Raw genomic sequence first — 13,417 nt, 5'->3', positions numbered from 1 at the left:
TTCGCGCCGCTTTAAAATAACGCGCGCGTACGCGGAAATGGTTCAACGGTTCCCGAGAAATATTTGCAATATTTGGTGTGAATAGTAATTCGAAGTTACGCGAAACTACCACCGATGCAATCCCAAATGGGCGCGCCTGACGACGCGCCCATTGCGGATTCGCCGGCCCCGTCGCCCTACTGAAGGGTCGCCTTGCCGATCGCCAGACCGCCGTCGCCGGCCCCGACCGAGATCACCCCGCCGTCCTCCAGCTCGCCGGCCAGCAGCTTCCTGGCGATCGGGTCGATCAGGTCCTTCTGGATCACGCGCTTGAGCGGGCGCGCGCCATAGACCGGGTCATAGCCCTTGTCGGCCAGCCACTGCAGGGCCGGCGCGTCGAGCGCCAGGGTCATGCGGCGCTCGGCCAGCATCTTGTCGACCCGCTTCAGCTGGATGCGGACGATGTCGCCCATGTTGGCGCGGCTGAGACGCTTGAACAGGATGATCTCGTCGATACGGTTGAGGAACTCGGGGCGGAAGTGGCCGCGCACCGTGTTCATCACCAGCGGCCGCACGGCCTCCACATCTTCCCCGTCGTCCTGGTTGGCCAGATATTCGGAGCCAAGGTTCGAGGTCATGATGATCAGGGTGTTCCTGAAATCGACCGTCCGGCCCTGCCCATCCGTGAGGCGGCCGTCATCCAGCACTTGCAGCAGCACGTTGAAGACGTCCGGGTGGGCCTTCTCGATCTCGTCGAACAGCAGCACCTGATAGGGACGCCGGCGCACCGCCTCGGTCAACGCCCCGCCCTCGTCGTAGCCGACATAGCCGGGGGGCGCGCCGATCATCCGGCTGACCGAGTGCTTCTCCATGTACTCGCTCATGTCCATCCGGGTGATGGCGTGCTCGTCGGCGAACATGAACTCGGCCAGGGCCTTGGTCAGCTCGGTCTTGCCCACGCCCGTCGGGCCCAGGAACAGGAAGCTGCCGATCGGCTTGGACGGGTCGTGCAGGCCGGCCCGCGCGCGGCGCACCGCGTCGGACACCGCCTCCAGCGCCTCGTCCTGGCCGACCACGCGACCGCGCAGGGCGTCCTCCATCAGCAGCAGCTTCTCGCGCTCGCCTTCCAGCATCTTCTCGACCGGCACACCGGTCCAGCGGCTGACCACGGCGGCGATCTGCTCGGCGTCGACCACTTCCGGGGTCAGCGACTTCTGGGCCGCGCCGCCGCCGTTCTCGCCGGCCTCGGCTTCGGCCAGGCGGCGCTCCAGGGCCGGGATCTCGCCGTACTGGATCTGGCCGGCCCGGGCGAAGTCGCCGGCCCGCTGGGCGGCGGCCAGGTCGGCGCGCAGGCGGTCCAGGGCCTCGCGGGCCTGGGCGGCGCCGCCGACCTTGTCCTTCTCGGCCTTCCAACGGGCGGTCATCGCGTCGGACTGGGCCTGCAGGTCGTCGATCTCGTCTTCCAGCTTCTCCAGCCGCTGGCGGGAGGCCGCGTCGGTCTCCTTGCTCAGCGCCTCGCGCTCGATCTTCAGCTGCACCAGGCGGCGGTCGATCTCGTCGAGCTCTTCCGGCTTGGAGTCGATCGCCATCCGCACCCGGCTGGCGGCCTCGTCGATCAGGTCGATGGCCTTGTCGGGCAGGAAGCGGTCGGCGATGTAGCGGTTGCTGAGCGTGGCGGCGGCGACGATGGCCGAATCCGAGATGCGCACCCCGTGGTGCACCTCGTACTTCTCCTTCAGGCCGCGCAGGATCGAGACGGTGTCCTCCACCGTCGGCTCGCTGACGAACACCGGCTGGAAGCGGCGGGCCAGGGCGGCGTCCTTCTCGACGTGCTTGCGGTACTCGTCCAGCGTGGTGGCGCCCACGCAGTGCAGCTCGCCCCGCGCCAGGGCGGGCTTGAGCAGGTTGGAGGCGTCCATCGCCCCCTCGCTCTTGCCGGCCCCGACCAGGGTGTGCATCTCGTCGATGAACAGGATGATCGAGCCCTCGGCGGCCGTGACCTCGCCCAGCACGGCCTTCAGCCGCTCCTCGAACTCGCCGCGGTACTTCGCGCCGGCGATCAGGCTGCCCATGTCCAGCGACAGCAGCTTCTTGTCCTTCAGGCTCTCGGGCACGTCGCCTTCGACGATGCGCTGGGCCAGGCCCTCGACGATCGCCGTCTTGCCCACGCCGGGCTCGCCGATCAGCACCGGGTTGTTCTTGGTGCGTCGCGACAGCACCTGGATGGTGCGGCGGATTTCCTCGTCGCGGCCGATCACCGGGTCGATCTTGCCGTCGCGGGCCGCCTGGGTCAGGTCGCGGGCGTAGCGCTTGAGGGCGTCATAGCCCTCCTCGGCGCTGGCGCTGTCGGCGGTGCGGCCCTTGCGGACGGCGGCGGCGGCGGTTTCCAGGGCCTGGGCCGAGACGCCGGCGTCCTTCAGGATCTTGGCCGCGTCGCCGCCTTCCTTGGCGATGGCGATCAGCAGGCGCTCGGTGGTGACGAAGGCGTCGCCGGCCTTCTTCGCCCCAGTCTCGGCCGCGTCGAAGACGCGAGCCGTGTCGGGCTTCATGTAGAGCTGGCCGCCGGCCCCGTCGACGCGCGGGGTCTTGGCCAGCAGGGCGTCGGTCGCCGCGTCGGCGGCGTCGGGCCGGCCGCCGGCGCTCTGGATCAGGGCGCGGCTGAGGCCGTCCTTCTCCTCGAGCAGGACTTTCAGCAGGTGTTCGGGACCGAGCTGCTGGTGGCCGCGAGCGAGCGCCAGGCTCTGAGCCGATTGCACGGCCTGCTTGGCGCGGTCGGAATAGAGGTCAATTTTCATGCGGGATCCCCTCCAAAGGCGGATGTGGCCCGTTCGCCTTGATCAAGCACGAACGTTCCTGGGCAGGGATGTAGGTGTGGCCGATACGCCACACAAGGCTCACCAGCCGCGCGTCGCGATATAGGTTTCCAGCGCCACGATCCGCGTGGAGTCCGACGGGTGGGTCGAGGCGAACTGCGGGGTGCTGGAGCCGCCCTGGGCCTGCATGTGCCGCCACAGCACCACCGCCTCGCGCGGCCGGTAGCCGGCTCGCCGCATGTAGTCGACGCCCAGCCGGTCGGCCTCCAGCTCCTGCTTGCGCGAGAACGGCAGCAGGAAGCCGTACTTGGCCCCCGCCCCGCCATAGTCGGAGATCGCCCGCGCCGTGTCGCTGGAGCCGGCCGCCGCGCCCAGCACGCCAAGCACCAGGCTGGAGGCGACGGTCTGCGACTGCCGCTCGGCGGCGTGGCGGGCGACGACGTGGCCGGCCTCGTGGCCGATCACCGCGGCCAACTGGTCGTCGTTGTCGACGATCTTCAGCAGGCCCGAGGTGACCCCGACATGGCCGCCGGGCAGCACGAAGGCGTTGGGGGCGGTGTCCTCGAACACCGCGTAGTCCCAGGGCCGGTCCCACAGGTTGGTGGCGGCGATCACCTTCTGGCCCACGGCGCGCACCCGGGCGTTCATCGCCGGATCCTTGCTGACCTTGCGGGTCCGCAGCGCCTGGTTCCAGGCCTGCTCGCCGGCCTTGGACAGGCCGGCGTCGTTGACGATGGCCATCTGCTGGCGACCCAGGTCGGGATTGTAGGCGCACGCGCCCAGGGCCAAGGCCGCGAGGATCGGAAAAACGGGACGCAAATCGAAACTCCGGCGAGGCGGATGACCTTGGCCCGCTACAGTGAAGCATCGGAGACCCGATTGTCCATCGGGCGGCCGGATGGGGCGGCAAGCCGGGCCGCCTGACCTCAGTCCCGGCCGACGGCGTTGATCACCCGGGCCAGATGTCGCGGATCTATGGGTTTCGACAGGATGGGCGCATTGCGCAGGTCGCCGCGCACGCCCTGCTCGCCATAGCCGGTGACGAAGGCGAAGGGGATGTCGCGATGGCGCAGGACGTCGGCGGCGGCGAACGACGTCTCACCGTCGAGATTGACGTCCAGCAGCGCGAAATCGATCAGCGCGGTCCGGGCGATGCTCTCGGCCTCGACCGCCGACGTTGCGAATCCGGCGATGGCGCAGCCCAGATCGCCCAGCATGTCCTCGACCAGCATGGCGACGAACAGCTCGTCCTCGACGATCAGGACCCGAAGCGGCTCAGGCGGAACCTCGGATGAAGCGGGAGGGCTCTCCAGGCTTGGAGATCGCTGAACTGATCGTGCAGACAACTCCGGTCTCGGGATATTCGAGCCGGACCTCACCGCCCAATTCCCGCGCCAGCCCTCCCGTGATGAGGCGGCTACCGAAACCCTGGCGACTTGGCGTGGCGACCCTAGGGCCATCGATTTCCTCCCACCGCAGATCCAGCCGTTCAATGTCGGTGTCGTTCACCCGCGCCCAACTCAGGGCCACGCGTCCCGCCTCGTTGGACAGCGCGCCGTACTTGGTGGCGTTGGTCATCAGCTCATGCAGGGCCAGGGAAAGCGACAAGGCCACCTTGGGCGCCAGACGGAACGCGGGCCCCTCGACCGCGAACCGCTCCGCGTCGCCGTGGGACGAGATCAGCGAAGCGACCACGTCGCGCAGCTCGGCGCCGTCCCAGCTCTCGAGCGTCAGGATGTCATGCGCCCGCGCCAAGGCCAGCAACCGCGTGGTCAGCGAGTCGCGCGCGCCCTCCAGGTCCGTGGCGTTGCGCAGCGTCTGGCCCGCGACCGACTGCACGGTGGCCAGGGTGTTCTTGACGCGATGATTGAGCTCGTTGACGAGCAGGCGCTGCAGTTCCTCGGCGCGCCGCCGCTCGGTGATGTCGCGCATCACTCCGGTGAAGAAGCGCTTGCCGTCCTCCCGCCATTCGGCGATCGACAGCTCCAGCGGAAAGGTCGAGCCGTCGCGCCTCAGGCCCGAGACCTCGCGGCCGATGCCGATGATCCGGCGCTCGCCGGTCTGGCGGTAGCGGTCCAGGTAGCCGTCGTGCTCGCCGTGGTAGGGCTCGGGCATCAGCATGCGGATATTGCAACCGACCACCTCCTCGGCCAGATGGCCGAACAGCCGCTCGGCCGCGGGGTTGAAGGCCTCGACCTGCCCCATCTCGTCGATCACCACGATCGCGTCGACCGCGGTGTCGACGATAGCCCGGTACCGCGCTTCGACTCCTCCCGGCGCTCGGGAGACGATCTTGGCGCGGCGTTTCTTTTCCTTCAGTTCAGTCATGGCCGACTTCGCCCCTGCGAAACTCGACCATACCCCTATAGTTGCAACGCGCCTATGGACTTGTCTTTTCCGATAGGGGCCCGCGTCGCCCCCTACTTCCCGTCGGCGTACAGCTTGACCACCTCGTACAGGAACCGCCGGCCGTTCATCAGCGCCTTGACCTGGATGCGCTCGTTCAGGCCGTGGATGTTGTCGCCGTCCGGCCCGGCCATCAGGCCCGACAGGCCGTAGGTCACGGTGCCGGCGGCATTGGTGAAGCGGCCGTCGGTGGCGCCGGTCAGCATGGCGGGGATGAACGGCACGCCCGGCCAGATCTTCGCCGCGACCTTGGTGGCCGGGCCCATGATCTGCGGCGTCAGGGGCGGCGGCGGGCTGACCGGGTCGGGCTCGGCGGCCAGGGTGATCTTGATGGCCGGGTCGGCGACGATCTGCTCCAGCTGATCGCGGACGGCCTTGGGGTCGTTGCCCGGCAGGATGCGGCAATTGACGTTGGCCTTGGCGCGCTGCGGCAGGGCGTTGGGCGCGTGGCCGGCCTCGGCCATGGTCGCCACGCAGGTGGTGCGCATCATGCTGTTGCGGGCGGGATCCCGGGCCAGGATGGCGGCGGCCGCGGCGTCGGAAGGGTTCTTGACCAGGGCCGCCATCGCCCCGGCCACCTCGGCGCCGGGCTCGATCCTGGCGTTCTGTTCGAAATAGGACTTGGTGGCGTCGTTCAGGGCGATCGGGAAGTCGTAGGCGCCCAGCCGCCCCAGGCCGTTGGCCAGGTGGTAGATGGCGTTGTCCTTGGTCGGCCGCGAGGAGTGGCCGCCCGGATTGGTCACCTCCAGGTCATAGTCCATGTAGACCTTCTCGCCGACCTGGATGGACAGCAGCTTGGGCTGGCCCTTGTCGTCCAGGCGGCTGTCGTCGCCCTCGTTGAGGGCGAAGGTCGCCTTCATGGTCTCGGGATGTTTCTCCAGCAGCCAGGGCACGCTGTTGAACTGGCCGCCCTCCTCGCCGCAGGTCAGGGCCAGCTTGATGTCACGCTTGGGCTGAAAGCCCTCTTGCTTGTAACGCACCAGGCTGTCGGTGAAGATCGCCGCCATGGCTTTGTCGTCGCTGGCTCCGCGCGCGTAGAAATAGCCGTCTTCCTCGACCAGCTTGAAGGGATCGCGGACCCAGTCCTCGCGCTTGGCCTCGACCACGTCGATGTGGGCCATCAGCAGGATGGCGCCGGCCTTGGGGTCCTTGCCGCGCAGGGTGGCGACCAGGGCGCCGGCCTTGGGATGCTCGGCCGGGGCCAGCACGCGCACGTCGGCCTCGGGAAGCCCCGCCGCCTTCAGCCGCGCGCCCATGGCCTGCGCCGCCGCCGTGCAACTGCCGGCCGAAGCGGTGGTGTTGATCTCGACCAGCTCCTTGTAGAGGCCGCGGAAGGCGGTCTCATCAGCGGCCAGGGGCGCGCCTTGCGCGCGGGCGGCGCCGGTCAGGGCCAGGGCGGACATCGCCGCCGCCGTCATCAGGATGGTCTTGGATCTGCCGCGCATGGTCGCCCCCGGGATGTAAGGGGGCGAGGCTAGGCGGGGTTCGGCGTCGAGCGCAATGGGGCGGCGCTCAGGTAGGCCCAAATCCGTTGTCATCCCGGCCGTAGCGAAGCGAAGAGCCGGGACCCAGGGGCCGTGCGCACCGCCCCTGGGTCCGGACAGCGCTACGCGCTTCCGGGATGACAACGGATAGGGGACCCGAAGAAGAAGCCTAGACCTCTTCCGACTCCGGAGCCGGATTGCCTTCGAAGCTGCGCGGGGCGCGGCGACGCTTGGGCTTGGCGGGAGCGGCCTCGGCCTCGGCGGCCAAGACCGACGAAGTGGACACCGGGCCGGTGTCGGGGGCGGCTTCGGCGCGCGGCGACTTGCGGCCCAGGAAGGCCGGGGCGTGGCTGACGTCGCCGTCCTGGCCGCGCAACAGGGGCGAGCCCTGGCCGGCGGATTCGGTCAGCGGCGTGGCCTGCGGTTCGATCACCGCCAGCGGATCACGGTCGCGGGGGGCGCGCTCGCGGCGCGGACGCTCGCGGCGGGGGGCCTCGGCCGGCGCGGCCCCAACCGGCGCGGACTCGACGGCCTCGGCGGCGACCGCCGGACGGTCCTCGCGAACGCGGTCCTCGCGGGGGCGCTCGTCACGGAAACGGTCTTCGCGCGGACGGTCGTCACGGGGACGGTCGTCTCTCGGGCGGTCGTCACGCGGACGGTCGTCACGAGGCCGATCTTCGCGCGGGCGGTCGTCGCGCGGGCGGTTGTCGTCACGGGGACGGTCGTCGCGGTCGCGCCAACGGTCGCGGCGGCCCTGACCCTGGCCTTGGCCCTGCTGGCCTTGGCCGCCCTGGCCCTGACCTTCGAAACGGTCGCGGTTCTGGTTGTTGTCGCGGGGACGGTCGTCGCGCTGGCGATCCTCGCGCGGACGGTTGTCGTCCCGAGGACGGTCGTCGCGCTGGCGGTTCTCGAAGCGGTCGCGACGGCCTTCGCCGTTCTGGCCGTCGGCGTTGTCGCCGTCGCCCTGGGTCTCGGCCTGGGCCACTTCGGGAGCCTCGGGCTGCTCTTCCGGCTCGGCCTCGAAATCGATCTCGTAGGCCGAATAGGCGTCCTTGCCGATGATGTCGCTGACCGGCCGATTCGGCTGGATGGCGCGCAGGACCCGGAAATAGTGCTCGGCGTGCTGCAGGTAGTTCTCGGCCAGGACCCGGTCGCCGGACGACGTCGCGTCGCGGGCCAGTTGCTGGTACTTTTCGTAAACGCCCTGGGCCGCGCCGCGCACCTTCACGCCGTCGGGACCGTTCGAATCGAAAGCCCGGTTGGCGTTGTGCTGCTGAGGCTTGCCGCCGCTACCCGTGCCGCCGCGATTGTTGCGGCCGCGCTGGCGCTTCATGCCCTTGAAATCTCTCATGTTCTCTTCTGAACCTGTCCGGCGGCGATCACTGTCGCGTCCGGCTGTTTGGCCTCTTGAGCGGGGTGGAACCCTGCGGTTCTGCCTTGGATGTTCTTGAGACGCTGGTTTCCGTAGAGCCTTCGTCCGGTTCGGGCGCGGCGATCAGCCGATCGGCCGTTCGCGCCTGCCGGGGGAGTCTCGCGATCATCGAGGATGACCGCTGTTCCCTTCACCCGGCGATTTGGAAGGAGGCCCTATTCGTCTACCGCCTCACGCCGGGGTTTCCAAGGGATTTTTCACCCCCGTGACAACACGGTCGTTCACGGACAGATCCTTGACGGTGCGCACGTCGTGGGCGCCCGCTTCGCGGAACAGCGCCTCGACGTCCTGGGACTGGTCGTAGCCGATCTCGACCGCGAACATCGCGCCGGGCTTGAGCACCCGCAGGATCTCGCCGGCCAGCAGGCGGTAGGCGTCCAGGCCGTCGGGGCCGCCGTCCAGGGCCAGGCGCGGCTCGTGGTCGCGCACCTCCGGCTCCAGGGTCTCGATCACGTGGGTGGCGATATAGGGCGGGTTGGAGACCACCAGGTCGAAGCTGTCGTCGCCCAGGCCGGCGGTCCAGTCGCCGCGCAGCAGGGCCGCGCGACTGTCGAGGCCGAGGTTGGCGGCGTTCTCGCGGGCCACGGCCAGGGCCTCTTCCGAGACGTCGATCCCCAGCCCCTTGGCGGCCGGCCGCTCGGCCAGCACCGCCAGCAGGATCGTGCCCGAGCCGACGCCCAGGTCGAGCATGTTGAAGCTCATGGCCTCCGGGAAGGCCTTGAGCACCTCGTCGACGATGACCTCGGTCTCGGGGCGCGGGGTCAGGACGTTCTTGTTGACCTGCAGCAGGATCTTCCAGAACCCCTTGCGGCCGATGATGTGGCTGACCGGCTCGCGCGCGGCGCGGCGCTCGAGGAAGTTTTCCAGGGTCGCCATCTGCGCGTCGGTCAGCACCCGGTAGGGGTCGGCGATGATGTCGGTGCGGGTGACGTCGGCGGCCACTTCCAGCAACAGGCGGGCGTCGATCGCCGGCTGGTCGATCTGGACGTCCTTCAGACGTTCCTTGGCGGCGGTCCAGGCTTTGACGAGGGTCAGGGTCATGAACGCTCCCATAGCGCGTCATCGCCGTCGGGGCGAGATTGAGTGTGGTACCAGTTTTTGGTATCGTCGGGATCGGAGGATCCGATGAGCAAGAATACCTCGATCGTTCTCAGCGAGCACTTCCAGACCTTCATTGAAGCGCAAATGGCAGACGGGCGCTACGGCTCGGCCAGCGAGGTCGTGCGGGCGGGCCTGCGGCTGCTGGAAAATCATGAGGCGCGGATGGCGGCGCTGAGGGCGGCGCTGAACAAGGGCGTGGAAAGCGGCTTCATCGACGACTTCGACTTCGACGCCTTCATCGAGGAGAAGCTGCAAGGCGAAGGCGTATCGGAGTGAGGCCCTACAGGCTCGCCCATGAAGCTCGGCGAGACCTCGACGACATCTGGGACTATTCGCGAGGCCAGTGGGGCGCGCGGCGAACCGCCAGCTATCTTCGTGACCTGCAGGCCGCGATCGTTCTGATCGCCGAACGTCCCGATATCGGGCGAGCGCTTGACGGGCCGGACGCCTCCTTTCGAAAACGCCCGGTCGGATCGCACGTCATCTTTTATCGGTTGGAAGGCGGCCTGGTGGAGATCGTCCGCATCCTTCACCAGAACATGGACGCCACGAGCCGCCTGCCACCGACCTAAACCACCGCCACCCCGTCCCCCTCGCGCACCGCCCCGCCCTCTTCCACGTTCAGGTAGATGCCGCAGAGCATGTGGCCGTAGTGCTCGAACAGCGCCTTGACCACTTCGATGTCGCGCTCGGCGGTCACCGGGTCGACGTGGGTGGCGGCGCAGCGGACGATGGGTTTCAGCACCTCGGCCCGGGCCTGGCCCACCCGCATCGCCCGCCCGGTCCAGTCGTTCTCGACCCAGGCGGGCCAGCCCTCGACATAAAGGTTGGCGCGGAAGCGCAGAGGATCGACGGGACGGCCCAGCCTGGCCGCCAGGTCGCGGACGCTGGCCAGGTTGACGATTGAAACATAGCCCGACCGGCTGTCCATGAACCGGTAGTCGCCCGGCCCCTCGACCACGCGCAGCGGGCCCGACGCCTCGTCGCCCAGCAGGCCGGCCAGCCAGGCCTCGAAGCCGCGCCGGCCGGCCGCGCCACGCAGGTCGCCGGCGAAATCGGGCTGCCCCTCGGCCGCGGCGGTCAGCACGCCGGTCGCCTCGTCATAGGCGGTGCGGGCCTTGGCGACCCGCGGGATCTTGGCCAGCACCGTGAACTTCATCTTCGAGATATGGGCCGGCGCGTCCGGATCGAAGCCGCTGGGCCCGTCCTCGACGGCGTAGAGCCGGTCGCAGGGGAAACAGGCCCCGGCGCTCAGCTGGACCTGGTCCAGCCGCTCGGGCGTGAACCCCTTCACGGGGTGGCGATAGAGGGCGGTGACCTGGGATTGCATGCCCGCAAGGTCGGCGAGGACGCAGGCCAAAGCAAGGCTCGGCGGCGAACAACTTGCCCTTCTCGAGCGTAACGACTGACAGCTGAAGCGCCGTTTTGATCCGTTTCCCCGGCGAAGGCCGGGGCCCAGGTTCAGCCGTCGTATTGGACGATTATCCGAAACACACCGCCCTACGATCTGGGCCCCGGCCTTCGCCGGGGAAACGGAATTTTGGGGCGGGAGGTTCAGTCCAAGACCATTCTCCTCTAGGAACCAGGGCGCCGCTGCGGGATTTCCCATGCGGGAGACCGCGCATGACCGACAATACGCCACGACGTCCCATACGGTCGTGGATCGCCTCGCGGCCCTATCACCTGGCGCCCTGGATCGTGCTGCTGGCCCTGGCGCCCTTCGCCTTCCCCCGGCGCGCGCCGGTCTCGCACGAGACCCCGATCGAGCATCCGCCCGGCCTGAGCGAGGACCGGGCGATGCCGCCGCACGAGTTCGACGAGGCCGAGCCCAAGCGCGGCCGCGCCGCCCGCCATCCGCACTTCATCCCGTGGCGCGGCTGGCGCGACATCCTCTGGCGCACCGGCCGCGAGGTCAGCGTCGATCGCCTGCCCGCCGTGGCCGGCGGCGTGACCTTCTACACCCTGCTGGCGATCTTCCCGGCGATCGGCGCCTTCGTCTCGCTGTACGGCCTGTTCGCCGACGTCGGAGCGGTCGAGAAGCAACTTCAGGAGATGTCCAACGTCTTCCCCGCCAGCGTCGTGCAGATCGTCGGCGAGCAGATGCTGCGCCTGGCCAGCCAGGAACAGACCAAGCTGGGCGCGGCCTTCGCCATCAGCTTGCTGCTGTCGGTGTGGAGCGCCAACGCCAGCATGAAGGCGCTCTTCGACGGGTTGAACATCGCCTATGACGAGGACGAGAAGCGCCACTTCGTCGCCAAGACCGCCCTGACCTACGTCTTCACCTTCAGCGCCCTGGTCTATGCGGCGATCCTGGCCGGCGTGCTGATCGCCGCGCCGATCGCCTTCAAGGCCCTGGGCCTGGGGGCGATCGCCGGGATCTGGGGGCCGCTGCGCTGGCTGACCGTGCTGGCGGTGACGGCCTTCGCCTTCGCCATGCTCTACCGCTTCGCCCCTTGCCGGGCCCGGCCGCGCTGGCGCTGGGTGATCTGGGGCGCGGTGCTCGGGGCCGCCGCCTGGCTGCTGGGGTCGCTGGGCTTCTCGCTCTACGTCAACACCCTGGCCCATTACGACGCCACTTACGGGCCGCTGGGGGCGGTGATCGCCTTCATGGTCTGGATGTGGTTCTCGATCATGACCGTGCTGGTCGGCGCCGAGCTGAACGCCGAGATCGAGCACCAGACCGCCATCGACTCCACCACCGGCCCGGAAATGCCGATGGGTCAGCGCGGCGCGGCCATGGCCGACACCGTGGGCCTGGCCTTCCATCCCTGGGAGGTGATCCGCCGCGAGGCGGGCACGGTGAAGCGGGTGTCGGGACGCTACTGGAGCCAGGCGCGGGGGCGGCGCTCGGGTGATCCGCCGCCTTCAAACCTATAAAACACCGCTCATCCCGACGAAAGTCGGGACCCAGATCCCTTGGCGGTGTGGATGATTGGAAAGGGCTCGGAGCTCATGGCGCCAGGCCCACCGCCCTTCCATCTGGGTCCCCTGAGTTCACAAACGAAGTGCAACACTCTCTGGCCGGGATGAGCGGATCAAGGAGGGTTCTGTCGCGCGCGGAATGCTCTAAGTCTCCCCCATGATCTTCGCCCCCGCCACCGAACCCGAATTCCCCGCCGTCGTCGCCCTGGTCAATTCCGCCTATCGCGGCCAAGGCGCCCAGGCCGGCTGGACCACCGAGGCCGGCTATATCGACGGCCAGCGCATCGACCTGGAGAGCCTGACCCAGGACCTGGCGGCCGCGCCCGACGCCGTCCTGCTGACCCTGCGCGACGCGGCGGACGGCCCGCTGCTGGGCTGCGTCTGGCTGGAGCCGGACGCCGACACCCCAGGGGACGACGCCTGGTACCTGGGCATGCTGACCATCCGGCCCGACCTGCAGGACCGCCGGCTGGGCGCCGCCCTGCTGGCCCACGCCGAGGCCCACGCGGCCGGGCTGGGCGCCCAGCGCGTCCGCATGACCGTGGTCCACCTGCGCGACACCCTGATCGCCTGGTACCAGCGGCGGGGCTACGCGCTGACCGGCGAGACCCAGCCGTTCCCGGTGGGCGAGCGGTTCGGCAAGCCGCGGCAGGCGCTGGAGTTCGTGGTGCTCGAGAAGGGGGTTTAGGGGGGCTCAGCTGTTCTTGGTGTCGCGACCGTCAGGTTCCTTGGCGACGCCCTTGAAGGGGCCTTCGCTGGATTTGCGTTCCATGAACTGGCCCGAGCGCTCGTCGCGCTTTTGCCAGTCGCCATTGGGCTGTTGGAACTGCGTGCGGCCGGTGACCGCGCCGCGCCGGAAATCGTTACCCGTGTTCTTGGCCATCACAGCCTCCTGTCGAACAGAAGGAGAACTTGCGCTGAGTCGTCGCTTTCGCATAATCGCCCGCGCCCGGGCGACGACGACCGTGGCCTCGGACAGTTCAGCGCTTCCGCCGGCCCGCGCGTCGGCCAGATAGGCGGCGATCGCTTCCTCGCTGTCGAGATATTCCGCCGGATCGAAAGGCCGGGTTTCCAAATCAGACCTCCTGCGCGATGGCCTTGGCGCCTCGACAGCCAAACCACCGCCGCCACGGCGAGGCCGCGCCTTAAAACCTTGATGGCGAGCCTGCTCTGGCGTCTGGCCGTGTCAAGGACCGCCTCCGGCGGCCGCGTCGCGGCGACGCGACGCGTCGTCCTTGACACGGCCAGACGCCAGAGCTCCGATCCACCAAGGCTTTAAG

Annotated in this window: 13 protein-coding genes; 4 read left to right on the top strand and 9 right to left on the bottom strand. The window is 68.9% G+C overall.

Annotated features, from left to right (window positions below; translation table 11 throughout):
* Positions 1 to 176: 176 nt before the first annotated feature.
* The 7 genes from clpB to prmC all read right to left on the bottom strand — a co-directional run bounded on the left by clpB (position 177) and on the right by prmC (position 9,155).
* A complete protein-coding gene (gene clpB / locus ASD79_RS06160) occupies positions 177 to 2,774 on the bottom strand; it encodes an ATP-dependent chaperone ClpB (protein ID WP_056720163.1) in 2,598 nt (865 codons plus the stop codon).
* Between the two features lie 99 nt (positions 2,775 to 2,873).
* A complete protein-coding gene (locus tag ASD79_RS06155; RefSeq protein ID WP_056720162.1) occupies positions 2,874 to 3,611 on the bottom strand; it encodes a M48 family metallopeptidase in 738 nt (245 codons plus the stop codon).
* A gap of 107 nt (positions 3,612 to 3,718) precedes the next feature.
* Positions 3,719 to 4,054 carry a response regulator gene (locus ASD79_RS06150; protein WP_255356964.1) on the bottom strand — a complete coding sequence of 112 codons (336 nt, stop codon included), beginning with the start codon at positions 4,052 to 4,054 and terminating at the stop codon, positions 3,719 to 3,721.
* Between the two features lie 13 nt (positions 4,055 to 4,067).
* Complete coding sequence (locus ASD79_RS25400) at positions 4,068 to 5,120, bottom strand: sensor histidine kinase (RefSeq protein WP_056720160.1); 1,053 nt, start codon at positions 5,118 to 5,120, stop codon at positions 4,068 to 4,070.
* Between the two features lie 92 nt (positions 5,121 to 5,212).
* Complete coding sequence (locus tag ASD79_RS06140) at positions 5,213 to 6,643, bottom strand: M20/M25/M40 family metallo-hydrolase (protein ID WP_056720159.1); 1,431 nt, start codon at positions 6,641 to 6,643, stop codon at positions 5,213 to 5,215.
* A 208-nt stretch (positions 6,644 to 6,851) separates the two neighbouring features.
* A complete protein-coding gene (locus ASD79_RS06135) occupies positions 6,852 to 8,033 on the bottom strand; it encodes a DUF4167 domain-containing protein (RefSeq protein ID WP_056720158.1) in 1,182 nt (393 codons plus the stop codon).
* A gap of 252 nt (positions 8,034 to 8,285) precedes the next feature.
* Positions 8,286 to 9,155, bottom strand: a complete 870-nt coding sequence (prmC, locus tag ASD79_RS06130) for a peptide chain release factor N(5)-glutamine methyltransferase (protein ID WP_056720221.1) — start codon at positions 9,153 to 9,155, stop codon at positions 8,286 to 8,288.
* Between the two features lie 84 nt (positions 9,156 to 9,239).
* Here prmC and ASD79_RS06125 point away from each other — a divergent pair, with 84 nt between their 5' ends.
* Complete coding sequence (locus ASD79_RS06125; RefSeq protein ID WP_056720157.1) at positions 9,240 to 9,491, top strand: type II toxin-antitoxin system ParD family antitoxin; 252 nt, start codon at positions 9,240 to 9,242, stop codon at positions 9,489 to 9,491.
* Positions 9,488 to 9,787: a type II toxin-antitoxin system RelE/ParE family toxin gene (locus tag ASD79_RS06120; protein ID WP_056720156.1), complete on the top strand. Its 300-nt coding sequence runs from the start codon at positions 9,488 to 9,490 to the stop codon at positions 9,785 to 9,787. Before ASD79_RS06125 ends, ASD79_RS06120 begins: the two co-directional genes overlap by 4 nt.
* On the opposite strand, the gene ASD79_RS06115 is transcribed toward ASD79_RS06120, so the two are convergent.
* Positions 9,784 to 10,545 carry an MOSC domain-containing protein gene (locus ASD79_RS06115; RefSeq protein ID WP_056720220.1) on the bottom strand — a complete coding sequence of 254 codons (762 nt, stop codon included), beginning with the start codon at positions 10,543 to 10,545 and terminating at the stop codon, positions 9,784 to 9,786. The two genes, ASD79_RS06120 and ASD79_RS06115, sit on opposite strands and share 4 nt — an antisense overlap.
* A 293-nt stretch (positions 10,546 to 10,838) precedes the next feature.
* On the opposite strand from ASD79_RS06115, the gene ASD79_RS06110 reads away from it, so the two are divergent.
* Positions 10,839 to 12,092 (top strand): YihY/virulence factor BrkB family protein, encoded by a 1,254-nt coding sequence (locus tag ASD79_RS06110; RefSeq protein WP_056720155.1) that lies wholly within the window; start codon positions 10,839 to 10,841, stop codon positions 12,090 to 12,092.
* A 202-nt stretch (positions 12,093 to 12,294) separates the two neighbouring features.
* On the top strand, positions 12,295 to 12,825 hold the full coding sequence (locus tag ASD79_RS06105) for a GNAT family N-acetyltransferase (protein ID WP_056720154.1): 531 nt from the start codon (positions 12,295 to 12,297) through the stop codon (positions 12,823 to 12,825).
* A 6-nt stretch (positions 12,826 to 12,831) separates the two neighbouring features.
* On the opposite strand, the gene ASD79_RS24910 is transcribed toward ASD79_RS06105, so the two are convergent.
* A complete protein-coding gene (locus ASD79_RS24910; protein ID WP_235524338.1) occupies positions 12,832 to 13,212 on the bottom strand; it encodes a DNA-binding protein in 381 nt (126 codons plus the stop codon).
* Positions 13,213 to 13,417 lie beyond the last annotated feature (205 nt).

It is taken from the genome of Caulobacter sp. Root655 (assembly GCF_001427665.1).
Lineage (GTDB): Bacteria > Pseudomonadota > Alphaproteobacteria > Caulobacterales > Caulobacteraceae > Caulobacter.
This window is presented reverse-complemented; position numbering and strand designations above follow the sequence as displayed.